This is a genomic window from Pokkaliibacter sp. MBI-7, assembly GCF_029846635.1.
Taxonomy (GTDB): Bacteria; Pseudomonadota; Gammaproteobacteria; order Pseudomonadales; family Balneatricaceae; genus Pokkaliibacter.
This window is the reverse complement of the sequence record NZ_JARVTG010000001.1, coordinates 80,746-104,780: the sequence shown is the minus strand read 5'-3', so window position 1 is coordinate 104,780 and position 24,035 is coordinate 80,746. Positions and strand designations below refer to the sequence as shown.

Genomic DNA, 24,035 nt, shown 5'->3' with positions numbered 1-24,035 from the left:
CTTATGCTGCGACAGGTGTTGGCTTGGTAGTGACGGTATAGGTTGCCCGTGGACTTTCAATCAGAGAAAGCTGGGTCAGAGGTGCGATACGGTCTGTATAGCGTACTGCTTCCGTTTCCGTAATGACCTCATCGGCTGCATTGACCTCACCGACTGACGAGGCTGGCGATGTGGCTGGTTCAGTGATGATGTGACCCACCTTCTGATCCTGATCTGCTCCGTGTTGTAGCAGTTTCCGCATGGCCTCTGCCTGAGTTCTACGCCGTAGTTTGGTGCTCCAATCGCCGAGGTAGTGGGCGAGGGTGTACATGCGCCGACTGAATGCCATCGACAACGTGTTGCCGATGATAACCTCTGCTGGAATATGCAGGAGGGTCAGCTGGATGTAGCACATCCATGCAGCAATCGGGTCAATGTCGATGCACTGTGCCCACATCTGTTGCTGTGGTGAATGTCCACGCTCCTGAAGTGCTTCTGCAAAGGCAATGATCATACCTCCGGCACCGCAGGCGGGATCGCTGACAGAGACAAATCCATGCGGATTCTCGGCATAGGGATCGTTATTACCTAGCTGGAGTCTGGCCATCATTCTCGACATCGAAAACGGGGTGAAAAACTGCCCCAGGTGACCTGATGAGATGTCCAGGCTCATATAAAGCTCTCCCAGGACGTCACGGGGATGGCTCTCCAGTTCCATGGTGAGTACAGCGAACAGTTGGGTGAAGCGCATCACATCGTCTTTCTCATACTGCTTTACGATGTCGAGGTATTGCTGCTCCAGCGCCTGATCGAACGCCGCAGCGTTGTGTAGTGCAATACCTGACACCGTTACGAAGTCAGAAAACACTTTATAGCGGTGATGGTAGCGCGCAGTCTGGTTGAAGAGGGAGATGAACTCACGGGTACTCGCCGACTGGACTGTCGCCGTCACTTTTTCGGATGGGGTCATGATTGAGTCTCTGTGGTGAGGAAAAAGAAAAAGGCCCCGAAGGGCCTGAGTGAGAAGAGGATTCCAGTGAAGTTGAGAGAGGTCAGTCGATGGCACTTAGAATGCTGCTTGCTTCGGCATGCGCACAGGCAAAGTCTCTGAGTCTGTAGAAACTCTCACCAACGTCGTCGTTATTTGTTTTCCATGCCAACATGTTGAGCGTAAACAGCGAGGCGACGATGCCGGCGGCATCAAAGCTCATGCTTCCAGTAAAGTGATTACTAGGGACTTCAAGCGTCAGTTGACCCTCTCCTATCGGGGCCATGTAGACACCTCGATTCGACAGCGCGAAGAACTGCCATTGTCCACCGTGGTAGGCATCGGCGTAGCTATTAAGCTGACGAAAGGTGTTAATCACAAAGAGGATGGCATGGGCAGGCTTGCCTCCCAGATACTGAGAGAGCGTACTGCCAACATCGTCTGGCTGAATAAGGGTGCGGGTGATGCGGTTTTCTGAGGTCAGTGTCGACATGGTGATCTCCATAAAATAAGCACGGAGATACCGCCCGCTGGGGAGGTATCCCCATGCGGACTGGTTGAGAAGCGTGGCTACAAACGTGAGTTAAACGCCGGGCTCAGTACGAGCTGGGCGTGAGTGTGACAGGTGTATATGTTTCACCGAGCCGAAGACCTGATGCCAGGGCGTGCGGTGTTCGATATACATATCCTGGTGAGTGTCATAGCTACCCGCCCGAAAGGCGTTGATAGTCTCATGTACTTCATCCCGAGTAGGACCTCCTTCCCATCGCACAATGATCTCGGTGAAACCATTCATCCGAACAGAGAAGGTATGGCCAGGAAAACGGTGTTTCAGTGAAGCACGGATATTCCGTGACGCGAGCTTGGTGCTGTAGACATCGCCTGCGCCTGTTCGTTGCAGGTGCCGGTATTCAGCCGCCTGGCTGAGCCGTTTAACTTCGTCACTGAACCGCTTGTTAGCGGTCAGGATGTCCGTTGCGTTCATGGTTGATCTCCGAAAAGGGTTGCACGGAGATACCACCCACCGGGGACAGTATCCCCGAGTGGGTGAGGTGAAGTGGCCTGATAGTTCAGGCGGGTTATATGTCGAGCATTGATGACAGACTCTCATTGGCCACGTTGATCATGACACTGGGTTGAACCAGGTCATGACAGGTGGCCACCAGTTGGACTGAGGGCTGTTGTCGATCGAAGACAGGAAAGGTCAGCTGCCTGGCTGCGGGGTTGGACTTCATGGCCATGAACAGGCTGTGAAGCAGCCTTGGTACAGCGGCGAGCGCTTGACTGCTCTGATCATGGCAATGGCTGACATGATCAATAGCGTAGGAAGAAATGAGTACACGAAAAGGCCTCACCGCTTCTGCAGGGAAACTGCTGGCCAGCCAGGGTGATGCAGGTTGAGTACATGATGGGGCTCCAACAGCGGGAGACACATCGCCCCAGCGGGAATGTGTCCCGCTTGGGTAGAAGAGTGAATGGGCGATCTGTAGCGAGCGCTACCGCCACCGAAATGAAGAACAGCAAGGCCTCCTGATATGAGATGTCATCATCGTCAGACAGGTGACCACCCAGCGGGCTAGCCGCTTTGGGGTGAGAAGTTACTGCATCGGCGCGTAGCGCATGGCGGTCAGGATAATTCCAATACCGACGACTAACAGACTGCCAAGGCGGAAGGTCAGTTGCAGGCTCAGCTTATCGACTTTGCTATCCAGCTGATCAATGCGCCGCTCAAGTTTTTGCTCAAGCAGTGCCAGATCAGCTTTGGTGGCCAGTTGGTCGCTCATCGCTTCTCCCAATGCATCGACAACCGCCCGGGCGTTAGCCTCTGGGACGTTGATCGATACAAGAGCCGTATACAGTGCAATATCCAAGTGCATAAAAGGTCTCCAGTTGAAAACGGGAGACCACCCATGGGGATGTCTCCCGCAGGGGTGTGAAAAATATAGTGAAGTCGGTGCCAGTCTCAGTAACTGAGTGCGTGTCTTCGCCAGGAGCTGAGGCACATCGCGCATGGTTTGCCGAGCTGATCAGCGATCAGCGCCACCTGATCGGCAGTGGCTGGGGTTCAGTCAACAGACTGATACGCAGGAGTAATGATCAGGGAGGGGAGGGATGGGCGTCAAGGGAATGTTGGTGGCTCAGGATGGGCTGAGTGTACAGTTTTAGCCTAGCAGCTGTAGATGCCTATCAATGGCCACCAAAGTACACCAGTTGACACCAGTGTCATCCCGCGTATCATTATATCTAACGCATGAGAGCTTGCTTTCGTGCCTACCTTCCGAGACCCGCCTAGCGAAAGCAGCGGGTTTTCGTGTTTCTGGAGTAAGGAATCCGGTAGTTATGACGCACTACGTCGCGTACCTGGACGAGTTCGGACACGTCGGCCAATACGTATCACGCAACCATCCAAAGTACAAAACCCATCCCGCTTTTGGGTTTGCTGGCCTGATCCTTCCTGCTACTGAAATCCGAGAGTTCGCGATTTATTTTTACAAAACCAAATGCCAGCTTCTTGCGTATGACCTGGCCAACGATAATCCTAGAAACCTACCGGCATATCAGTGGGAAAAAAAGGGCTCTCAGCTCTATACACTTCGGAACGTCACCAAATATGAGCAGCTCCGTCGCTCCACGTTCCGCCTCTTGAATCACATCGAAAAAATAGGCGGTTATGTTTTCTACACGGGTGAACATAAGACGACCGATCCCAATGCCCACAACTCAACCGAGACGTTCAAACGGCAACTCTTGCAATCTGTACGCAAGATCGACCGATTTTGCGCACAGAACGGCTCGACCTTCATGCTAATGCTTGATGAACAACGTGCGGGTAACGAATGGCGGGAAACCAACGTGGAAGTCTGTACATTGGCTATGTTCGAAGACGCTTCTGAGAAATGCAGGTCACTCATCGAACCTCCAATACAGGCTGAAAGCCATCTGTTCCAAACCATCCAGTGTGCTGATTGGATCTGTGGCCTTATCGGGCGCCTGACAGCTTTGTCGCTAGCGTCTGATGAGTATTCAGAGCTGGAGCCGTTCGACAGGTATTTCGCGGATCGTATCACCAAGGTAAGCATGCCAGGTAGCGGTCTGGAACATCAGAAGAGCGCGGAGATACCTGCCGAATTGGCCGAATGATGGACCGGAGTCCTAACAGGCGATAAGTCACCACTGTAGTGGCGGAAGTTCAGTCAACAGAACTGATATGCAGAAGTCATGATCAGTGAGAGATGGGGAGCCCTGGCAGATAGTTGCTATCTTTCCTGCTGTACCGTCTGCTGCTTACGTACCAAACCGATCGTTTTCGGACCCCCCTCAAACACCCTGTCCTAAAATTAGCCTTCTCCTATTTTGGACATGCCGTATGATACGAACACTGATTTCGTACATGTAGGTGCACGTATGTCCCGCATTTTCGTCTATGCCCGTGTCAGCACTGCTGACCAACATACTGATAACCAGATACAAGAAGTTGTTGCGGCGGGCTTTGCTGTAAATCAACGGCGGATCGTAACAGAGCACATCAGCGGCAGTGTAGCAGCGCTTGAGCGTCCACAGTTTGCCAGACTGCTGGATCGCCTGGAGCCCGGAGATATATTGATCGTGACCAAGCTGGATAGGCTGGGTCGCAATGCCATGGATGTTCGGGCCACCATAGAACTTCTGGCAGAAGATGGTATCCATGTTCATTGCCTGGCATTGGGAGGTGCGGATCTGACCAGCCCTGCAGGCCGGATGACGATGATGGTGATGAATGCGGTCGCGGAGTTTGAGCGAGATTTGCTGATAGAGCGCACTCAGGCAGGTCTGGCAAGAGCGCGTGCCGAAGGGAAGAGGCTAGGGCGCCCACCGGCATTGAGTGACGAAGATCAGGTCAAAGTCATTGACCGCTTAGCGGCAGGGGTGTCTGTCGCTCAGGTAGCGCGGGATTTTGGGACTACCCGACAGTCGATCATGCGGATTAGAGCTAAACACGAAACAGCTGGCGTTCATGAGGCTGTCCAACATGATACATAGCAATAAGCTACCTGTAGCCTAAAGCTACTAAGTAACGTGCTGCTCGTTTATATTTTGTAACTGTTTAGAACTTTATCGTTCGGTTTACATTTATTTTGTCAGTCAATACCAGGGAAGGATCTATACCGGAAACCATGAAATAGGGGAATGGATATGTACGGCAGTATGCCGTATCATATTATCAGGAGGACACCACTATGCCCGCAGCTACATCTACCGCCCGACTCGAAGCCAGGATCAGTACCGATCTGCATTCTATGCTCAAGCGCGCTGCTGAACTGCAGGGACGCACCATGACTGATTTCGTGGTCGCAGCCGTGCAGGAAGCTGCACAGCGTGCCATCGAGAAAGCTGAGGTCATTCGTCTGTCGATGGCTGATCAGGAGTGCTTTTCACAAGCATTGCTTTCACCACCGGAGCCCACACCTGCCTTGGAGCGCGCTTTCGCTCGCCGTAGCAAGCTATTGCGCGCTGAATGAGCACTGCGCCGTTCCTGCTCGTTCCACTCAATGCTGCGCATGACCGCGCTGCTTTTGACTGTGGCTCAGAATCACTTGACCGTTATCTGCGAGAGCAAGCCACCCAGGATATGCGCCGGCGTGTGGCCGCCTGCTTTGTGGCATTAGATGGAGAGCAGCGCATAGCAGGCTTTTATACTCTGGCATCTGCAAGTCTGCTGCTGGCCGATCTTCCGGCTGAGGAAGGAAAGAAGCTACCACGCTACCCGACCGTACCTGCAGTACGCATGGGACGTCTGGCCGTCGATCAGGCTTTTAAGGGGCAAGGGCTAGGAGGAGCACTGTTAGCTGATGCACTTGAACGTGCTGTTCGGTCAGAGATTGCCGCCTATGCCTTAATGGTCGATGCTAAGGATGAAATGGCATCTTCTTTCTACCAACATCATGGCTTCATCGCTTTGCCGGATTCGCCGTTGACGCTTTTCCTGCCTCTGGCAACAGTGCCCACATCTCGGAAGGCATAAGCTTCACATCTAAGAACGGGTTCACGATTTTTTGAGCAGTATTGCCAGATGAGCGCATCTTAAGCTGGTATTGAGCCACCGCACGCCATTCTTCTAGAGTTGAGAATATTTGGACGATGTAGTGTGCGGCATCCAGAAATGAAAAAAGCCAAGCGTTCAGCTTGGCTTTTTTCATAACGAGGTGGAGCGGTACCGCATTGTGAGAACATACAGCCTCGCTAAACAAAGACTGCGACAACTGAATGCCTTTTCGCCCCGGCTCGGACTGATCTCGCCGGAAAAAGTGAAGTTAACCACCAGGGGCATTGGTATCAATGCTGCTGATGTTTACAAAGCAGATGGACGGTATAATGCTTGAACTGGTTATACTCTTACCTTCTGGAGGTTCGTCATGCAAAACTCAGCTCCACTTCCCTCTGTACCGGAAGGTGTAATCAAGTGTTTTGGTGCATTTGGCCCAAAATATGAGGTGGGTAAGGCGCTGCGGCAGCTGGATGATGGTGACTGGTTAGTAGAAGTAAAGCTGCTTGAAACGGGCGAAAAAGCTGAGTACCGCCTGACTAACATCACGGATGATCCAGAGGCTCACTGATGTACGCAATTGCATTTGATTTGGTCGTCGCAGATACCCAAAACAATCACCCTAAAAGTGTGGCGCAGGCTTACATTGATATTGCAGCAACACTTGGACAGTATGGCTTTAGTCGCATTCAGGGCAGCTTGTACGTCACTGAAAAGGAAGATATGGCAAATCTCTTCTTAGCCATTCAAGCCTTGCGGGGCATGACATGGTTCCCACAGTCAGTACGCGATATTAGAGCTTTCCGTATAGAACAGTGGTCTGACTTCACGTCTTTGGTAAAACAGTAAACAGAGATCTATTGCCTAAAGGTGCATTAAACGAAGGTTTTTCTCAATACTTGGGGCGGTATGACATTTCCGCTCTAATTGCGTGGTGTGAGGGACCGTCTCAAGCGGCACCGAAGCGCTGCTCTACCTGCTAGTCAAACAGCCCCCAGCAATTCCATTCCGCAGATTTTTCCAGTCTCGCTGGTCTAACTTACCCTTCGTTTTTCTGGCTGTAGATGGGCATACATGCTCTGTATTTCCCTAGCAGTCGTGACAGGTAATTCTTTTATAATAAAGTGAGCGCTCCCTTCCTCCTCAGCAATTTTTAATACATCACTCTCTGCATTTTCAGCAATGACCACCCTATAGGTCTCTGGATGCAGGTGCCAAATACGATTTAGAAAGTCTAATAGATCGGTATCAACAAGATTTTGAGCAATAAGCACCATGCCTATTTTGTAAGTCGCCATCATATCCAGCGCTGAATGTGCTGTGTCTGCGATTAAAATGTCCTGAGTAATATTAGCTAGTGATCGTTTTAAAGCCTGCTGCTGTGTTTTGCTATAGTGAATAATAAGGGTATGAGAGGTATCGTTTTTAAATAGTTCGATTTCTTCTTTATCTATATATTGCGCTTTAAGCAGCTCTGAAAACTCTTCAGATGTTACGGGCCTTGAAAAGAAATACCCCTGTACAGTATTGCATCCATGCAGTTCGAGAAGGCGTATTTGTCCAAATGTTTCTGTTCTCTCAGCAATGATCTCAATCTTAAGTTGTTTTGACATGCTCACAATGCTGTCAATGATGGCCATATTCCGAGGGTCATGGGAAATTTCTGTAACAAAGGAACCATCTATTTTTATCTTATCAATTGGGAATTTTTTTAGGTGGCTCATATTGGAGTAGCCCGTGCCAAAGTCATCAATAGCAATTTTCACTCCAATACTTTTTAACCTGCGCAGTAGTGGTGCGATTTGACTGTTTTTCTCCAGAGAGAAGCTTTCCGTTATTTCCAGTTCCAGATATTCTGCTGGCAAGGAATATCTTTCCAGACTGTCAATGATAATCTGCTCTAGATTTTCGGCCTGTCTTAAGGTGTATGGTGAAATATTGACTGCCATGGTTATTTTTTTCTGATATTTTTCATGCCATGACTTTAAGGTTCTGCAGGCTTCATCAACTACCCAGGCGGTGATGGACATAATCGTGTTTGACTGTTCAGCAATAGATATGAATCTATCGGGAGCAATCAGTCCAAGTGATGGATGACTCCAGCGGATCAGGGCTTCAGCACCAATAATTTCACCTGTCCGCGACACGACCTGTGGCTGGTAATACAGAACAAACTCTTGATTGCCAACCGCCTCCTGCAGATCTTTCTCTAGGCTATTACGTTGAGCATTTTGCTCATGGGTCTCTGTGTTGAAATGGCAGTAGGTGTTAGGTCCTTTCACTTTACTCTGGTACATCGCAGATTCAGCGAGATGAAGCAGCTCTTCGCCCATTTCGGCATCCTGTGGGTACTGACTGAACCCTAAGCAGGCAGTGCAGTTGAGCACTCTGCCATCAATACAGTAATCCTTGTTGATCTGGGCTTGGAGTCGATGAGCAATGGCATGCTCACTGTTTGGATTTTCTAAACTAACGATCAATGCAAATTGGTCAGTGCCTAGTCGGGCAATCGTGTCTGAATCTCTGACTGTTTTTTTAAGGGAAGTCGCAATTTCTCTGAGTAATAAATCACCCGTATGATGCCCATAAGCACTATTGATCCATTTGAAGCCATCCAGATCGATAACGCATACAGAAAAGGAAAGGTTCTTTCTGCCCAAGTGAATAATAGCTTGCCTTAATCGATCCATTAATAATGTACGATTTGGTAGGTTTGTTAACGTATCGTGTGTTGCCTGGTAAATGAGCTGATGTTGAAGCTGTGTTCTATCCGTCGTATCTCGGATAATGATTTGTATTGTTTTTTCACCTGCATACCAGTGCGGTTGTCGAGTGACCTCAACATCAAATACGGTATCATCAAGCCGTTTTGCCTTTTCATTCTGTCGATAGGTAGCAGATTTTCCCTGAAATATTACCTGCATGGCTTGTTGGGCTATGCTTATACTTTCGGGTGCGACCAGGAGTACGATGGGTTTGCCGATTAATTCTGATATTTTATTTGCTCTGTATAGAATACAGGCCGTATGGTTGGCGTAAACAACTTTTCCCTGCGAAACAATCAGTATGCCATCGGGTGACTCTTCCACCAGTTGTCTGTATCTGTCCTCGCTACGAGCAGAAACTTCACATTGATGAGCCAGCTCTCTCCATATATCACGTATTTCCAAATGAAGGCTTAATCGATACTTAATTTCATTTATGTCATAAGGATTTACCAGACAGTCTGAACCGCCGGCATCAATCACATTCTGTATTGCATACGCTTCATCTGGGTTCAGCATGAAGATAATAGGAATGCCGGAGAGTAGGTGATGACTCTTTATCTTCTGGCTACAGCTATAACCATCCATGTCTGCAGGCTGTGAGTGCAGGAAAATGAGATCAATGGCATTGCGTTCAGCAATAGAAATGCCGGCTTCTCCTGTACTTGTACAATATATATTGTATCCAATTTTCTGAAGTGTCTGCTCCAGGAACTGTCGACGCGATTCGATACCATCGATAACGAGTATGGAAGCTAAGTGAGCCATAGTGACCTCCTGAAAGGAGCTTTATATTTTCATAATTATGCGCCCATAAGGTGTTTATGAAAGGGGGCAAGTGATAAAGTTATAAAAAGGGCAACACTGCTGGAACTATTCTTATATCGCATGTGGGATAAAAGTAATATTGTTCTTTATATTCGTATTGTGACTTTTTATCCGCTTCTGGTGACAAAATCTGTCTCGCGCCGCCGGAACATGGCGCCATGTATGTAATGTGACGCAGAAAAGGGTGGCTGCTGACTGACAGCACTCTGTTTTTGATTGATCAAGGACGATCTGATGCATCTACTTTCCAATAAGTGGCTTGTGGCCACTGCTCTCTTTGTCACTCTGATGTGGGGCGCGTACTTTCTGGACCAGCCTCTCATTCTGCTGTTGAATCTCCTGCTGCTGGGCTATGTCTTTCTTGCGGACTCCTTTTATCCCTCTGGCCCCGCTGACAACGCCATCATTGATGAGCTGGTCAAAACCTGTGAGCGTGAAACCCAGCAACGTTGCATTATTCACACTTATCGACTGACTCAGCAGGAGTCATCGAGAGGGCAACTGGTCTACCACGCCAAGGCTACCTTCAGTGTGCCAGCAGAGGCTGGCCACCACCTCATTAAAGAACTGGATAAGGTCATTATCTACCAGCGCAGAGGCTCGGGTGTCTGGCTGTTGGAGTACATGGCTGATCTGGACGTCGACTTTTGAGCTTCGTGCTCAACATCACAGGTAGCCTGGCTGCCTTTCCCCTGACTCAGATAAGGAGATATTCATGAATATCAGGGACATTCTGCACTTCGATACCATGATCACCCCCAAGATCATCACTGTTGTCTATTGGTTGATGCTGCTGTTTGCAGTGGTATCAGGTCTGGGCATGATGTTCGGTGGCTATCGGATAACTTTTTTTGGTTTTCTGACAGGGCTGGCTGCCATGATTGGTGGCGCAGTGGCTGCCCGGATCTGGTGTGAGCTGTTCCTGGTGCTGTTTAAGATCCATGAAAACCTACAGAAAACAGCGGCAGCGACAGAGTTAAAAGAGCCTGTTTGATGATGTTGGCAGGCCGTACTCTCAGGCGGTCTGCCGTTTTTTTCGTCAGTGTCACGCGAAAAGAACCATGTGAAAGGGATGCTAGAACGATGAGGAAGGGTAAGCTCAGTCTTCATAGCACAGCCCGTTATGGGTCGCCCAAATATTGATCAAATATTCCGCAAAGGTTATATTTGAATGAGCCATGAGGTTGAATACACGGATGAGTTTGAAGTGTGGTGGAATGCTTTGACTGAGAGTGAGCAAGTCAGTGTCACGGCTTCAGTTGAGCTTCTTGAACAGCATGGCCCGAATCTGCCTCACCCACATAGTTCAGCAATAAGTGGCTCCCGCCATGGTCACATGCGAGAGCTAAGGATCCAACACTCAGGTCACCCATATCGTATTTTCTACGCCTTTAACCCCAGACGTATGGCAATACTGCTGATTGGAGGCGATAAAACAGGGAACAAGCGCTTTTATGATCAGTTTATCCCTGTTGCTGACAGGCTCTATGACGAGCATCTGATGGAGCTTGAGCAAGAGTCTGCCACTAGCGACTCAGGAGAAAATTAAGATGGCCAAATCATTCAGTGTATTGAAAGCTAAAATGTCTCCTGAAGCCCAAAGAGCTGTGCAGGAGAAAGTACATGCAATGATGCAGGAGATGCCTCTTGCTGAACTTCGCCATGCTAGACAGCTATCGCAACAGGACCTGGCGGATAAACTAAAGGTCAAGCAAGCTGCAATTTCAAAACTGGAACGTCGAACCGACATGTACATCTCCTCTTTGAGAGATGTTATTCAGGCTATGGGGGGCGAGCTGGAGATCAAAGCTAAGTTTCCAGACGGTGATGTGAAAATCACCCAGTTTGAAAGTATTGAAGGTGCAAATCCCGCGTAATTTAAGAGGCGCTCGAATAGGCTCAGGGAGAGGAATACATGTCAAACGATTGGCAGATTGCACTGATCGTCGTTATCGAGAAAGAGCTTGCACAGCTCAAATGGCTCATTGAGCGTGAGCAGCATGGTGAAGACGAAGTTGAGTCTGGTGATGTTCACTCTCAAATCAGCCGTATAATATAAGTGGCCTAACAGATCTCGTCTATGCTGAAGGCCTGCCTCTCAGTGAAACTACCCGTGCGAAACTTCGTTCTCAGAATGAGATAGCTATGCAATGGATGCGCACTAGGGCATTTGGAATCTAATAGGGTAGCGAAGAAGGGGATTACGTATGGCTTGGTTAGAACAGCCCATCGCAGTTGTGGTTGCGGCTTTCATGGGGTCGGTGGTAGGCCCGTTGGTGGTTGATCTATGGAAGAATAAGCGATCCAAAGGCAGCTTTCATCGGATGGTGACTTCGGACGTAGCTTCGCGGGTCAAAGTGATGAAATCTTCTGCAGAAGGCTTGGAATCAGCGATTACTAGGGCAGAGTCTGAATCAGACTATTTTCCCTATGTCATTGTCACGCAGGGGATTACGGATCTAATTGTCTGGGGGCAAGACAAGTGGCATCTGCCTGAAGCGCTATCTGCAGATATATTGGAGTTCTACAACCAAATTCTTGCGATCCAAGAATGCACCACTCATATGTACAGTAGTGATTTTGAGTCACGTAATTTTGATAGGGAAAGGAAGCTGAAACTACTAAGACGTGTTCTGAGCGACATGAACGATGCCGTGGCAACGGGAAATGATCTTCTCGCAAAGCTCAGAACGTCAGTGAATGGTAACACTAAACTATAATGGGGCCGGGGCCTGGTTGATACATAATTAACACTCCTACATAGCTTGCCTATTCAAAGTACTTCTGGAGAGGGATATTGTCAATATCTTTTATATTGACAAATTTGCTCAATATAGTTTGCTTTTGTTTTGTCGAAGCGACTGACCGGATGAGATCGAGCGCTTCCCAGCTAGAGCAATCTAGTGCCCACGCAAGGTGAGCCGAGGTGAAAACCGAGTGGTGTCCGGATCTGCTTTAATGCACGAAAATAGCGCCTCTTGGCGCTTTTTTCGTTTCTAGGCCTATCGTTTTGTCGCCACTGGTTTGTTTGTATAGATCTTACCGCAAAGAAGCACAAATCCCATGCTCCCCAATACCGACGGTTTATCCTCTGTCTCGTGGTACGCGCTTTCCACGACCAGGTTCAAGTCTTGTGGCTTTTCCTTTGCAGCACGTTTCAACTCAAAAAAACATGGTAGGGGCCTGAAGGATCTTCAATAGTGATGGAGTAGACCCAAGTGCGGCGAGCAGCCGTTTGCTTCACTTTAACTTTCGGATCATTTAACTGTTGATACCGAATGGCAGCACGTATCGATATTGGTGTGCGGAGGCCTGATTTCAAGTGATGTAATCCGATGAATATATGTATCTTTTTTCCGTACTATGTACGGCTATTGACTTGTCTTGAAAGAGGGTCGTATAGTTTTAAAACCGTACCATGTACGGCTTTAAAAACTTGACTCACTATCTACCGCAGGAGTTTGATCATGCCAAGACATGACATGAAATGAAATGGCCTTTTGGCTAGTGACCTACCTTACGTAGGTAAAAGCATATCACGGCAACGATGCCCTGTGGCTGCAGTCGCCCTGTGATGTTCTGGAGAGAGACGAAGAGGATTAGCTATGGCTAACCAAGCTTTGAGTGATGTCGCCTCAAAGAGTGCGCGCATTGAACTTAAAACAACGCCGGAAGTGAAATTGATGCTAGAGCAGGCTGCACGGTCTGCTGGAGTGAATCTGAGCGCTTTTATCATTGCCCAAGCCCAAGAGCAGGCCAGACGTATCATCGCAGAATCCAGCGTGATTCGTCTAAATGCGGAGGCATGGTCAATGTTGGAAGAGGCTGTTCAGAATCCAGCTCCCCCTACTGAAGCGCTGAGGGCCCTGATGAACAGAAGAAAAAGATGACCCATGACCATGAGAAAACCAGTAATGTATTGATTTCTACCTTTACCCAATCTGATATTGCCATCACTCCAGCGAAACTTAAGCAGTTTGACTGTGGTGATACTTTTCTAAATAGCTCGGCCAGAAAACTTCAGAAGACTGCTAAAGAGCATCAACTGAAAGTATATGTGGCCACCCTTGACGATAACTTGGTGGGATACTGCACAACCCGCGTTGGTCAGCTGATGCGAGATGATTTTGCAGGCGGCTCCTACACAGGCATGCCCCGACTTATCCCGGTACTGCTGCTAGAGCAGATTGCGACGGATATCCGCTATCAGAAGCAAGGTATTGGTTCTGATTTGTTGGTAGAGGCGGTATTTCACTCAGCCCTGAAGGTGTCAATGCATGCAGGTCTGCAGGGGGTAGCCCTCTGGTCCCACCCAAGAGCTGTCGCGTTCTATCGTAGTTTGGGCTTTATCACACTACCAACCACGCAAAGTATATCTGACGGTGATCAGGCGATTGAGTTGTCGCTGATGTATCTTGATATAGACACCATTATTGCTTCGTTGGGCGATGGGTAGAGATATTCAGAAAGGTGTTACCAGGAACCAGCTCTGCTATCCGGCTCAGCTGGTTTTTCTTTACAACCCGCTCATTTTCTATTCAACTTACCCCCACCACAGGCGTACAAGGAGAGTCCCATGCCCGCCCACACCTCAGCTACCAAGGCTGGTTTTCTGCAACGTCTAAAGGATCGACGTTTCCAGATACTGCTGTCCAAACAACTACTGCTACTGGCAACGAAGATAGCCGCCATCGTACTGGGTGCAGTTGGCGGGTTGTTCAAGGATCTTGCTAAACATCTACCTGACGCGATTGCAGATTGCGATGTTGGCGGAAGCGTTTGCAGCGATTCATCAAAGTCAGGTTATCGTCATGGACCAGAAGGAACCAGAAGGAGATGGCTATTATAGCGGTGGGGTTAAGATAGACTGAAATGAGATGGTGTTTGATTGCACCATCTCATCTGGCTTCAATTTAAGTTACGTCTCTATTACTGCTGATTTTCTTCATCGCTGTATCCTTAAGTAGTTTTCCACCCGTTTCTCCTGCGTCTCCAGCTTGCTTGGTCCCTGATCCCATATCATCAGAAATCAATGCCATCTTATATCCAGCCCAACCCATCGCAGCCAGAAAGAACGCAGGCCATACCAGAAACATGGTGACCGTCACAAAGTCACTGACCCAGTTGTCAAAGTCATCAGCCAGGTAACCCAACAGGGAACCGTCACTGGGGCTGCTGTAGAGGATCTCCACCAGTTTGTTGTCCACGAACCGGGCCAGCTCCCACCAGAAGGTCATAAAGACCAGCGCGCAGTAGGCGAGGGTGATCGACATCAGCGTGGCAAAGCTATAGCTACCCATGACCATGACGATGGGCATCGAGATGATCAGGGCCATCATCAGCATGCTCTGTACCATGGGCAATGACGTTTGCACCAGATACATAGCAGGCATGACGGTGGCAGTCGCAACCCCCATACCCACCGCTGCCGTGGCGGTTTTCAGGGCTGCGACGGGCGCCCCTACAACGCTTCCCCCTTCCGACTCAGAATAGCCATAGCTTCTGAAGGCACGCCCTGGCCGCTCCATCGTGGTGGAGGACATCAGGGTACGCAGCAAGTCTTCATCGGAGACACCGATCGCGAAGAGCTGTTCCAGCAGATCGTCTGTCAGCTCCGCTTTCGCACGCGCGGCCAGACCGACTTTTCCATCACTCCACCACTGTTTACAGGTGGGATAGCCACCGGCCCCGGTATTGGGCAGAGCCACGTCCCTTGCCGCATCATACGGAAAGTTGGGGTTAGGCAGACTGGCATGATGGGTGTCGTAGTAGCCCGGCGTAGTCAGAAAGTAGTTCGAACCAACCCAGTCCACGTCACGCAGCTGCTCTTCGTTGAACTTGTAATAGTCCGCACGCTTCAGGTTCGTCAGGCGTGACTTGGATACGGCAAAGCAGTCCCGCGCAAAGTCACCCAGTTCTGCGGCCAGGCCTCCAGAGATATATTCCTGATTCAGTTCGTACTTCACTTGCCGGAGGTTGATCTCACAGGGGATCGAGGCAATCGCGGGGTAGGTGATCATCTTGGCCACGACATGCCAGCTCCACCACCAGAAAGGCACTTGAGGCGTCATACCGTTGACGCTGGCAAAGCCTGTCGTCCAGGCATTTTCACCGCCTGCAGGTTTGCCCTGATCACTCATAGAGCATTGTGCCGAATGCAGGTTGTCTGCGTTAGGGGGATAGACGACCTTGAGATTGACGTTAATGAAGGGCTGCAGTGCAATCAGGATCACGATGAGCGCCTGATACAGATCGATCTCAAGGTTGTTCAGCCCCAATGCGCCCTTGTTACCCTCATCGGCCCCCTGACGACGCATTTCTGCAAAGTTGCTGTAGACCATAAACATCAACGGGATCGCAAACACCCCGGAGTCAGAGAGCACGGCCCATATCTTTTCGCTGATATACCAGCCCAGCAGCACCATGGAGTATTCCAGGTGCGAGTCCACGGCCATGATCATGCCGCACCTCCTACGATCTGAATCAGGCGGATCACTTCAACGGCGGCGATAATGCTGACGGCACGCCAACCAAAACGGCGCACCTTTGCCGCGCCATGGTGCTCTACCATGTAGTGATGGCTGGTACGCCACATCCAGTAGAAGCCCCCGTACAGCGGTATGCGCCACAGATACAGCCAGGGGCTGAGCCGGCTCCACCACTGACTAAAGTGCTCCAGTTGTTCGGTGTGGTTCATGCTAAAGCGAGCCAGTACCAGCAGGGTGGCAATGCACGCTACCAGGATGGCCACTGCGATCAGCAGCTTCCTGGTCAATGTCAGTCCACGCTGAGCCAGCTGCAACATCTGAGGGTTATGCCAGAGTTTCATATCCATCATTCCTCATCCTTCGGGTACAGACCGGGTGCGGTATTAGGTAAGGGACGTGCATTGGTACCTTCATTGCTGGTACGACGGTCAGCAGTACGGGTCAGTGAGGTGAGTGCGGTGTTCTCGGCCAGCATTTTGCGGATCTCCATTTCCTGTTTGAGGGAGCCGATTTCCCGGTCCAGCTGATCCAGGCTGCTATCTACAGCGGTTTGTAGCTCATCGGAGTTCTGCACTTCAGGAATACTGGCACCGGCGACGAGGGCACGACGCATCAGGATGGCTTTGTCCAGTACCCGCGACAGTGCCAACTCACCGGACAACCGCTGTACCAGCAGGGAGCGTTCAGGGTCATCCCGTAAGCTGTCGATGATGGAGCGTGAGACCTGCAACAGTTCGCCCCCGGACACTTTGGCCAGGTTGTCATTGGTCACCTTGAGCGAGCCACTGGCGAGGCCTGCCAGGGTGGTGGCAATGGAGTCCTGGGCCTCGGCCACCATCGGAATCAGCCCCGTACCGGCTTTACCCGCCACTTGTTCGCAGGTGGTGCAGGTGGTCAGGGTTTTCTCACCCAGCACCTTCACCATGTCGTCAGCCAGTTCGGCAGGAGAGCTCCAGACCTGGCACATCGAGCCACCGGCACAGGATTCACTCCCTGTCGCATGGGAGAAGGTGCCCGTGTCGGTGACGGTACGGTTGGTCAATACGTTGGCACCGGCCACTGCCGTATCACGGATGACTTTAATGGGATCCTGGCCCTTACCACCTTTACGGGCACCGCCTACCCACTGAATGCCCTCATCGCCGCCTTTACTCTCGGCCTGCTCCTTGGCCTGTACGGCATCGGTTGTGGAGGCTGCTGCCCGCTGGTAGGCATCGGCCTTGGCTTGCTGGGCCAATCGAGACCCCATGACCACATCGGTCATATCGGAGGCCATGCTCTCGCAGGTGAGCTTGGCAGAGTCGAAGGACAGTTTGCCTTGCAGTACGCCATTCTGCAGCAGGTCATAGAGCTGTGGATTGCTGCGCTGAATGATCATGGCCGGCAGTGAAGCCACGGCGCCAGTCGCGGCATTAATCACGTTACTCATCAACGACTTGAAGCCGTTAGTAACGCCGTTCAATTGGTTCTGTACCGTTGCTCCGAGATCAAAATTGCCGCACATGAGGTTGGCATTCCAGCCGACCCCCAAGCCAATGGAGTTGGGCGTCTTCCGGCTGACTGGGCCTGCAATCACATTGCCGCCGCCAATGGCGTAATACACCGAGTCATTGAGCACTTTGTCATGCACATCAAACCCGTAGTCGGTGTCTGCACCAGCCAAACCACTGCCCATCGCTGCACCCGTCAGGCCGACGGCCAGGGTCACGGTTTTTACTGCCTTCACTGCACCAGCCCTCTTTATCCTTACGTTCATTGCTGCTCCCTCACATGAAATCCGTGTAACCCAAGAAGGTTTGCCCTCGCCGCTGACAGCAGCTATAGGGGCGCCACAGTGACCAGACATAGCCACCGTTTTCGCTTAAACGATCGGAGTAGGTTTCAGATGCCCCACCGTTGGGGAAAATCGCGCAGGTGTACTCAAGTTTCGGACTGAGTTGCTGCCATTTGTGCGTCTTCTTATCCCCTTCGGTGATCGGGCCGGGTGGCCAGTAGCCATCGCGACTGGAGGCCGTCAGCGGGGTATAGACGTGCATCTGCCCGGAGCGGGTGACCAGATCGCCTACGCGCTGGGCCACGACAGCCCCTGCTTTGTAATCGTGGGTCTGGATCAATGCGCCGGCACGCGGATAGACGCTGCCCCACATATCGCCCGTCTGGCCGACTTCACGCTGTCCGGGGATCAGCGCTTCAGGGTAAACAGACTCAGGCACACCCCAACGCCAGGCCAGGGTATCCAGGGTGGAGACGAAGTAGGGGTAAACAGGAGTGGCACTGGTTGAACAGGCATAGCCTGACTGAGAGGCCAGATTAGAGGCGATATAGCCGCCCGGATGCCCGATGGCATCTGCACTCTTGAAGCGCACCTTGCTGTGTTCATTGGCATGCCGGCCATGGGTATCCCCACCACCTTCCGCTCCCGGGAGCTGCGCACCCACAAACGACATCTCAGACCAGGGGTTATCCCCTGGTCCGCTGTACGCCGAGACCACCAGATCCGGCACGTAGTGCCGGACCTTAACTGAGGTCCGCACTGTGCAGCCCCACAAGGTGCAGAACAGCCAGTAACAGACACCGACTACCCGGTACTCCACACAATCCGGCGCCATGGCTGACTGGGTGATGGTGGCAGTGGTAATAGCAAAAGTCGGTGTAGTCACCAGGCAGAACGACATCGCCATGCTGCGCAGTCGCTTTTTCCATGACAGAGGTACCGGGATGGCGCGGGGGGAAGAGGCCACTACGGGCAAGGTATCGGGCACTGTCATTGGCCACCCCCAGTGCGCTGCTGGATCTGAGCTACTGCGGCAGCCACATCAGTCTGGCCATAGACGACATAACGTCCCCCCACCACCACGGCAGGCACTTTCAGCACCTTCAGTTCATGGGCGCGCACGACACCGGCATACGCTGCCTGCAGCTGCTGCTGGAATTGCTGGCCGGCAGGGCCTGCTAATCGCTGCTGCACCACTGCAGCGGCCTGTTCAGGGGGCTGCGGCAGGTTCGCGGAAAACGACTGTTCCAGCCGCGCGGGTTCGTCCAGATAAGCCACGCGAGTCTGTGCCATGAGTGCCGGCGGCACCGTGACGGGCTGTGCATGGACGGTGAAAACCTCAATGGAGGGGGGAGCAGATGGTGAGGGCGCAGCGGCCCAAACCGCTGCACTGACGATGGCCAGCACACCACCGGCCCATGCTGCTGTTTTGCGAAGATGGATGGGAACCATACCTGACCCCTTGAAAACGGTGACTGAAACTCAGCCGACAGCTTCAAGAAGAAAGGGGGAAAAATCCGCAGTTAAACCTATCTCCGGGCTGGAGGGTTACCAGGTGCCGTCTGGTAGTGGCGTGCTCTGCACTTGGCCATGGACGAAGAGCAGCGCAAAGCCGGGATCATCGTCAGATGTCCCGGCTTTGTGTTTTTAAGGAGGGGAGGAGCAAGAAGGTATTATTTAAGTCGCTGAGTGGTATGACCCAGTTGCTTCAGCAGATTGACTGCTTTCTTGTCAAAGGAAACAAAAGTATTACCACCTTGAAGCCGCCCATCATAAGCAATGATGCCATCGGCAAAATCTCCCCCTGCGTCAAAAAGCTGAAGACCTGCTTCGACAGCTGATTTATTGACCACGACGTTTGCGGTATTCATCAATTGACGGATGACTGACGCAATATCGGTGCGCGCAACCTGATAGCCTCTGCCCAGAACCCAAACGAGCTCACACAATGAGTGCAGGCTAATCACCACAGAACTGGCCTGGTTAAGTGTCTGTATGGCCACCCTTGACTGATGTAGATCATCCTCTGTCAAAAGACGCACCAGAACATTGGTGTCAGCGGTAATGTTCATGCAGGCGTGGCCCCTGCTTCGGCAGAAGCCTCTCTGATGACGTCATTCATTTCTTCTACAGAGAGAACGCGTCCATTGGTTTTGCCTTTGAGAAAGCCTTGTAGAGATTCAAACGTATTTTTGGGGGGAAGGGCTTTGATATTGGCCCGCCCTTCAGAGAGCAGCTCCAGCTCAACTTTGTCACCGGGCTTGAGCCCTAAATGGCGGAGCACTTCTTTATTAAAAGTGACCTGGCCTTTGGCGGTAATTGTCAGCGTAGCCATGGGATGACCCTCCAAGTGGTATAGATACATGGTAAGGCATATCTGCCTTACCATCTACTATGACCAATACGGGCTATCGTTCAACTCAGCTCACCACACGAAACTGCTGCCGGCGCTGACTGGCCGTATTCTGCAGTTCAATACAGTGGTCCACCATGCGCCCCTCACTGTCCGTCAGCAGGCATCCGGCATCACGTAAGATATTCAGGTGAGGCTTCATCAGCGGTACAGAAGGGTAGACCTGCCATACACGCAGACCATCACTGCTGGCCATATTGATATGGAGTTGCTGAGGATGCCCATAGCCGGCATCAGAGGAGGGATACACCGAACGGGGAGCATGGCGCGCTGCCTGATAGTCCTGCCAGCGGTCTTTCAGCACGATGCCTGCCAGGATCGCTACCAGGTTAAGCAGGCCAAACAGCAGCAGATAACCACCGACCTGTACATTGAGCCCCAGGGTGACGGCCAGCACGATCCCCAGCCCCATCCAACCAATACCGCGCAGACCTGCCCAGTAGGCCTGCCTGATCATGCGTCCTGCTTTCATTCTGATCATCCGTATCATGGTGTGCACACTCCGCCGCCGATAACGGCTATTAAGTGTGCTAAAGCGTTATTCGGTTTCCGTGACAGCAACAGGTGCCGTGGCCTGATCACCCTCGTCCGGCTCCCCGTTGTCCTCACCGCCTTTGATGTGCTTCAGTGTGGCTTCCGCTGTGGCTACGCGCCCGGGCAGCTGGTCAGGCGCAATGGCGCGTCGCGTGGTGACATCGTAGCCGAAATGGATCACCAGCCTGGCTGCAGCCAGTTGCCGCGCCTCCTCGGAGACGTCGCCAGCAGCCCCCTCCAACGGCTGACCGTCCAGCCCGATACGACGTGCTCCTTTCCAGACCGCGATCAGATAGTGCCGGCGGCTGGTGTAGGCCTTGAGTGCAGCCCGCACCCGTTTCAGTGACACCCCCATCGCCTCAGTCACCACGATGGTCCGGATCTGCTCACCCACCCCGATGGCTAACGGCTGGGCCGGTTCCGGCAGGCAGGCGGGGAAATGCGCACGCACGATCTCCAGGCTGGCCTGAGCATAGGTTTTCGGTTTTTTGGGCTGACTGGCAGGAGGAGGTGTCACCGGCGCCGCTGCGGGTGGACTGGCTACAGGCGTACTGACAGGGGGCTGTTCATTTGTACTCGGTATGGCCACAGCGGGCGTGGAGGGTGCCTCCACTGTTTCTGCAGTTACAGCCACTTTGCGCTTCAGACTCAGCTTAGGGCGGGAAGGCGGGGTAGTTATCATGAGATCCATCGGTTCCGTGTCAGGCTGTTCTTCCGGGGAACAGCTTACCGCAAAAGGCCGTACCCCCTACAGACCATGCTGTATCAACGCTTTTGGCACATACCCCAGCTGCAGCTGGTGTGAGTGCGGCCACTGACCACAGAGCACGGTCACTGAGTCCCCGTCGTGTTTGAAGGGTATCATTTCGACCTGCGGATTGGGTTCACAGCGCCCCTCCAGGTCTGGTACGACCTTCACCCCCATCATATTGCCTACCGGAATCGGTGCGATCAGCAGGCTGTAGTGGCCTTCGCCGTAGAACTCGGCCACTTCCTTACCCCGACGGTAATCGACATAACTGTCTGCACTGATCCATGCCAGTAACATCATCGGTACCATGACGAACAGATTGGCGCGCTTCATATCGTGCTGCATAACGGGGGACGTCCTTGTAACGGGTGATCCAGGATCACGATTGGGAATCGATCGGTACCGGCTCGGCCCAGTACAGAATCTCTTTCATCTGTTTTTGTACCTCGGTGGCCAGCTGGTTGGCCTCCTTCAGCACGGCCAGCTGGTTGGCCTCCTTCAGCACGGCCATCTGGTATGCCATCCAGCGCTTGTCATCTTCACAGGCCCCCTCCCGTACCTGACCGGCGATGGCCACCGCCTTGCGTCGGGCCTTGGCCTCCATCTGTCGAATGACCATGCAGGCCTCCCGCGCGCTCTGCACAACCTCATCACTCAGTAGCATTTCACCGTCATAGATACGCTGGAGCGTCAGTGCACGGTCTCTCAGCACCGACAGTGCTCCCTCACACTCACGGTACAGGTCCATGACGACATCGGTGGGGTTGGGTTTAGCGGCATCCGTTGTCAGGTCATCCATATCAAGGGACATGGATAGTGGTTGAGCAATAGCCATAGCGAACTCCTTCTCGATTGTTTTTGTTATGGCCAGAAAGTGATCATTGAACACAATGCGCCTGAATCGATATAGATACCACCCCAGTGGGCGTCATTGAACTGGCACAAGGGACAGCCGCCTTACCGTTTACGTGCCTCGATCTCTTTGATCAGGGATGAAAAGTCATAGCCTGCCACCGCCGCCTGCTGCTGCAGTGCGCGGGCCGGATCCTGCTGACGCAGCCGCCGCTGTGCCTCACGCTTTTCGGCAATCTTACGAATTAAATGCACCCGGAACTGGGACAGCTCCTCAATGGTCGCGGCCTCGATCTGCGCGGCCCAGGCCTGCCGGCGGCGTTTATGAGTGGAAAGGGAATCAGTACCTGACATCATCGGGGTGGCCTCCTGCTACACCATCACTACGACAAAGCACCCAAAACAACACTGCCAGGATCAACCTGGCAGTGAGACACCCTATCACAGCCCACGCAAAGGCTCAGCGACCTCAGCCCAGCGCCTTTTGGACACGGGCTTTTAGTGCCGACTCCAGCTGACTGACATTGGCACCGGCAGGATTGCGATACGTCATGGTCAGGGCCGCTTTGCCTGAGCCCAGCTTGTCGATCACCATATCCAGCACAATATCCTGACCGCTCACGGTCGCATCACTGCGCATGTGATAGGTCACACCCGGTGTGGCCTCATAACGCCAGCCAGCGTCCTGCATTCTCATGCGGGAAGCCAGGTCGCCACGGGCAGCTCTCAGCTCTTCCGGGGACTGAAAACCAAACTCCCGTTTCATCCGAATAAACACCAGATCCACATCCTGATTCACGGCCATACTCACGACATGGCGCCCTTCGGAATAGGGAGCGTTGTTCGGGGCGCCCAGGCCGATACTGCGCGGACCACTGTTATCCGTGGTGGTCCCTGAGCTGACGGACACAATCCCAAACGGATCCTTGAAACAAGTAACGCAGCTGCCGTCCTTGGTATACAGATTGCAGCCGGCTAACAACCCTGCTGATGCCAACACCACCGCACCCACTCCTGCCTTGACCCTGGCGGTTATCCCCACACTGCACTCCTTATTGATTGTCATTGAATACACCAGTTGACCTGCCACAGCCGACTGTCGCTGTCAGTGCTTGCCACTGACATCCCCCTGTACCTTACTACTGACGCTGTACTGAGACCGCGTTACTGAGGCCGGTTGGCCATTTCCTGCTCGGTCATGTGCCCTATGGCCATATCGATAATGTTGCGGCAGCCACGTCGCTTGGCCGCCTGATAGGCCTCCTCCAGCGCCACTGTTTCCGACGTGGCCAGCACGGTGACATGCACCACACCCGCTGCCACATCCAGTACCGAACAAGGATATTCATGCCGATAATCCGGCACCGGCCTGTTGACTGAGTGGACCGAATCCACCGGAGCCACCTCACTTGCAGCGGGTGGCGACGTGCGCTCACCAAACAACGGCACCACCACACCGGGTCCACCGGGGCGCTTGTTCACAGTTCTCTCCTTATTCGGTTCATGGCCCGGATTCATTCCAGACCGTTTCAACATGCCCTCCACCGCATTGACAGGGCAGGGCAACCTTTCAACAATACCCAAGCCAGTCTGCGACCTGCTGGAAACAGGCGAAACAGCAGGTGGCAGGCTGGCAATCT

At 52.2% G+C, this 24,035-nt stretch carries 34 protein-coding genes; 15 read left to right on the top strand and 19 right to left on the bottom strand.

Going from position 1 to position 24,035, the window contains the following annotated elements; translation table 11 throughout:
* Position 1 precedes the first annotated feature (1 nt).
* From QCD60_RS00675 to QCD60_RS00660, 4 genes are all read right to left on the bottom strand, one after another.
* A complete protein-coding gene (locus tag QCD60_RS00675) occupies positions 2–949 on the bottom strand; it encodes an N-6 DNA methylase (protein WP_279781396.1) in 948 nt (315 codons plus the stop codon).
* 82 nt (positions 950–1,031) lie between these two features.
* Complete coding sequence (locus QCD60_RS00670; protein WP_279781393.1) at positions 1,032–1,460, bottom strand: antirestriction protein; 429 nt, start codon at positions 1,458–1,460, stop codon at positions 1,032–1,034.
* A gap of 90 nt (positions 1,461–1,550) precedes the next feature.
* Positions 1,551–1,952, bottom strand: coding sequence for an LPD29 domain-containing protein (locus QCD60_RS00665; protein WP_279781391.1), 402 nt, complete (start codon positions 1,950–1,952; stop codon positions 1,551–1,553).
* A 613-nt stretch (positions 1,953–2,565) separates the two neighbouring features.
* Positions 2,566–2,844, bottom strand: coding sequence for a hypothetical protein (locus QCD60_RS00660; protein WP_279781389.1), 279 nt, complete (start codon positions 2,842–2,844; stop codon positions 2,566–2,568).
* A gap of 463 nt (positions 2,845–3,307) precedes the next feature.
* Here QCD60_RS00660 and QCD60_RS00655 point away from each other — a divergent pair, with 463 nt between their 5' ends.
* The 6 genes from QCD60_RS00655 to QCD60_RS00630 all read left to right on the top strand — a co-directional run bounded on the left by QCD60_RS00655 (position 3,308) and on the right by QCD60_RS00630 (position 6,839).
* Positions 3,308–4,108 carry a DUF3800 domain-containing protein gene (locus QCD60_RS00655; RefSeq protein ID WP_279781387.1) on the top strand — a complete coding sequence of 267 codons (801 nt, stop codon included), beginning with the start codon at positions 3,308–3,310 and terminating at the stop codon, positions 4,106–4,108.
* A 264-nt stretch (positions 4,109–4,372) separates the two neighbouring features.
* Positions 4,373–4,987 carry a recombinase family protein gene (locus tag QCD60_RS00650; protein ID WP_279781385.1) on the top strand — a complete coding sequence of 205 codons (615 nt, stop codon included), beginning with the start codon at positions 4,373–4,375 and terminating at the stop codon, positions 4,985–4,987.
* Positions 4,988–5,184: 197 nt separating this feature from the next.
* Positions 5,185–5,466, top strand: coding sequence for a DUF1778 domain-containing protein (locus QCD60_RS00645; protein WP_279781383.1), 282 nt, complete (start codon positions 5,185–5,187; stop codon positions 5,464–5,466).
* Complete coding sequence (locus QCD60_RS00640) at positions 5,463–5,969, top strand: GNAT family N-acetyltransferase (protein WP_279781381.1); 507 nt, start codon at positions 5,463–5,465, stop codon at positions 5,967–5,969. Before QCD60_RS00645 ends, QCD60_RS00640 begins: the two co-directional genes overlap by 4 nt.
* A gap of 391 nt (positions 5,970–6,360) precedes the next feature.
* Positions 6,361–6,561 (top strand): DUF5397 family protein, encoded by a 201-nt coding sequence (locus QCD60_RS00635; protein WP_279781380.1) that lies wholly within the window; start codon positions 6,361–6,363, stop codon positions 6,559–6,561.
* On the top strand, positions 6,561–6,839 hold the full coding sequence (locus tag QCD60_RS00630) for a virulence factor (protein WP_279781378.1): 279 nt from the start codon (positions 6,561–6,563) through the stop codon (positions 6,837–6,839). The genes QCD60_RS00635 and QCD60_RS00630 overlap by 1 nt, the downstream gene beginning before the upstream one ends.
* Before the next feature lie 185 nt (positions 6,840–7,024).
* On the opposite strand, the gene QCD60_RS00625 is transcribed toward QCD60_RS00630, so the two are convergent.
* Positions 7,025–9,523, bottom strand: coding sequence for an EAL domain-containing protein (locus QCD60_RS00625; RefSeq protein WP_279781376.1), 2,499 nt, complete (start codon positions 9,521–9,523; stop codon positions 7,025–7,027).
* A gap of 294 nt (positions 9,524–9,817) precedes the next feature.
* On the opposite strand from QCD60_RS00625, the gene QCD60_RS00620 reads away from it, so the two are divergent.
* The 9 genes from QCD60_RS00620 to QCD60_RS00580 all read left to right on the top strand — a co-directional run bounded on the left by QCD60_RS00620 (position 9,818) and on the right by QCD60_RS00580 (position 14,432).
* Positions 9,818–10,234, top strand: coding sequence for a hypothetical protein (locus QCD60_RS00620; RefSeq protein WP_279781374.1), 417 nt, complete (start codon positions 9,818–9,820; stop codon positions 10,232–10,234).
* Between the two features lie 64 nt (positions 10,235–10,298).
* Positions 10,299–10,577, top strand: coding sequence for a DUF4282 domain-containing protein (locus tag QCD60_RS00615; protein WP_279781372.1), 279 nt, complete (start codon positions 10,299–10,301; stop codon positions 10,575–10,577).
* Positions 10,578–10,754: 177 nt separating this feature from the next.
* Entirely contained in the window at positions 10,755–11,132 is a 378-nt protein-coding gene (locus tag QCD60_RS00610) for a type II toxin-antitoxin system RelE/ParE family toxin (protein ID WP_279781370.1), read from the top strand.
* A 1-nt stretch (position 11,133) separates the two neighbouring features.
* A complete protein-coding gene (locus tag QCD60_RS00605) occupies positions 11,134–11,460 on the top strand; it encodes an XRE family transcriptional regulator (RefSeq protein ID WP_279781368.1) in 327 nt (108 codons plus the stop codon).
* Between the two features lie 38 nt (positions 11,461–11,498).
* A complete protein-coding gene (locus QCD60_RS00600; RefSeq protein WP_279781365.1) occupies positions 11,499–11,642 on the top strand; it encodes a hypothetical protein in 144 nt (47 codons plus the stop codon).
* 148 nt (positions 11,643–11,790) lie between these two features.
* On the top strand, positions 11,791–12,303 hold the full coding sequence (locus QCD60_RS00595; protein ID WP_279781363.1) for a hypothetical protein: 513 nt from the start codon (positions 11,791–11,793) through the stop codon (positions 12,301–12,303).
* 885 nt (positions 12,304–13,188) lie between these two features.
* Complete coding sequence (locus tag QCD60_RS00590; RefSeq protein ID WP_279781361.1) at positions 13,189–13,473, top strand: DUF1778 domain-containing protein; 285 nt, start codon at positions 13,189–13,191, stop codon at positions 13,471–13,473.
* A complete protein-coding gene (locus tag QCD60_RS00585; RefSeq protein ID WP_279781359.1) occupies positions 13,470–14,039 on the top strand; it encodes a GNAT family N-acetyltransferase in 570 nt (189 codons plus the stop codon). The genes QCD60_RS00590 and QCD60_RS00585 overlap by 4 nt, the downstream gene beginning before the upstream one ends.
* A gap of 120 nt (positions 14,040–14,159) precedes the next feature.
* The gene (locus QCD60_RS00580) at positions 14,160–14,432 is read left to right on the top strand and encodes a hypothetical protein (protein WP_279781356.1); all 273 of its coding nucleotides are present in this window, start codon (positions 14,160–14,162) and stop codon (positions 14,430–14,432) included.
* Positions 14,433–14,496: 64 nt separating this feature from the next.
* Here the strand turns inward: QCD60_RS00580 and QCD60_RS00575 are convergent, their stop codons facing one another.
* The 14 genes from QCD60_RS00575 to QCD60_RS00510 all read right to left on the bottom strand — a co-directional run bounded on the left by QCD60_RS00575 (position 14,497) and on the right by QCD60_RS00510 (position 23,877).
* Positions 14,497–16,044 (bottom strand): conjugal transfer protein TraG N-terminal domain-containing protein, encoded by a 1,548-nt coding sequence (locus QCD60_RS00575; protein WP_279781354.1) that lies wholly within the window; start codon positions 16,042–16,044, stop codon positions 14,497–14,499.
* The gene (locus QCD60_RS00570; RefSeq protein ID WP_279781352.1) at positions 16,041–16,412 is read right to left on the bottom strand and encodes a hypothetical protein; all 372 of its coding nucleotides are present in this window, start codon (positions 16,410–16,412) and stop codon (positions 16,041–16,043) included. Before QCD60_RS00570 ends, QCD60_RS00575 begins: the two co-directional genes overlap by 4 nt.
* A 5-nt stretch (positions 16,413–16,417) precedes the next feature.
* Complete coding sequence (locus tag QCD60_RS00565; protein ID WP_279781350.1) at positions 16,418–17,797, bottom strand: integrating conjugative element protein; 1,380 nt, start codon at positions 17,795–17,797, stop codon at positions 16,418–16,420.
* A 40-nt stretch (positions 17,798–17,837) separates the two neighbouring features.
* Entirely contained in the window at positions 17,838–18,752 is a 915-nt protein-coding gene (locus QCD60_RS00560; RefSeq protein ID WP_279787858.1) for a TIGR03756 family integrating conjugative element protein, read from the bottom strand.
* 83 nt (positions 18,753–18,835) lie between these two features.
* The gene (locus QCD60_RS00555) at positions 18,836–19,297 is read right to left on the bottom strand and encodes a TIGR03757 family integrating conjugative element protein (protein ID WP_279781348.1); all 462 of its coding nucleotides are present in this window, start codon (positions 19,295–19,297) and stop codon (positions 18,836–18,838) included.
* Positions 19,298–19,518: 221 nt separating this feature from the next.
* Entirely contained in the window at positions 19,519–19,917 is a 399-nt protein-coding gene (locus QCD60_RS00550; protein WP_279781158.1) for a type II toxin-antitoxin system VapC family toxin, read from the bottom strand.
* Positions 19,914–20,180, bottom strand: a complete 267-nt coding sequence (locus QCD60_RS00545) for a transcriptional regulator (protein ID WP_279781157.1) — start codon at positions 20,178–20,180, stop codon at positions 19,914–19,916. The genes QCD60_RS00550 and QCD60_RS00545 overlap by 4 nt, the downstream gene beginning before the upstream one ends.
* Before the next feature lie 85 nt (positions 20,181–20,265).
* The gene (locus tag QCD60_RS00540; RefSeq protein WP_279781346.1) at positions 20,266–20,730 is read right to left on the bottom strand and encodes a hypothetical protein; all 465 of its coding nucleotides are present in this window, start codon (positions 20,728–20,730) and stop codon (positions 20,266–20,268) included.
* Positions 20,731–20,796: 66 nt separating this feature from the next.
* Positions 20,797–21,483, bottom strand: a complete 687-nt coding sequence (locus QCD60_RS00535; protein ID WP_279781344.1) for a ProQ/FinO family protein — start codon at positions 21,481–21,483, stop codon at positions 20,797–20,799.
* A 57-nt stretch (positions 21,484–21,540) separates the two neighbouring features.
* Positions 21,541–21,888 carry a hypothetical protein gene (locus tag QCD60_RS00530; RefSeq protein WP_279781342.1) on the bottom strand — a complete coding sequence of 116 codons (348 nt, stop codon included), beginning with the start codon at positions 21,886–21,888 and terminating at the stop codon, positions 21,541–21,543.
* Positions 21,889–21,922: 34 nt separating this feature from the next.
* Positions 21,923–22,378: a hypothetical protein gene (locus QCD60_RS00525; protein WP_279781340.1), complete on the bottom strand. Its 456-nt coding sequence runs from the start codon at positions 22,376–22,378 to the stop codon at positions 21,923–21,925.
* A 122-nt stretch (positions 22,379–22,500) separates the two neighbouring features.
* Positions 22,501–22,752: a hypothetical protein gene (locus tag QCD60_RS00520; RefSeq protein ID WP_279781338.1), complete on the bottom strand. Its 252-nt coding sequence runs from the start codon at positions 22,750–22,752 to the stop codon at positions 22,501–22,503.
* Between the two features lie 112 nt (positions 22,753–22,864).
* Positions 22,865–23,461, bottom strand: coding sequence for a hypothetical protein (locus tag QCD60_RS00515; protein ID WP_279781336.1), 597 nt, complete (start codon positions 23,459–23,461; stop codon positions 22,865–22,867).
* 98 nt (positions 23,462–23,559) lie between these two features.
* Positions 23,560–23,877, bottom strand: coding sequence for a hypothetical protein (locus tag QCD60_RS00510; RefSeq protein WP_279781334.1), 318 nt, complete (start codon positions 23,875–23,877; stop codon positions 23,560–23,562).
* Positions 23,878–24,035 lie beyond the last annotated feature (158 nt).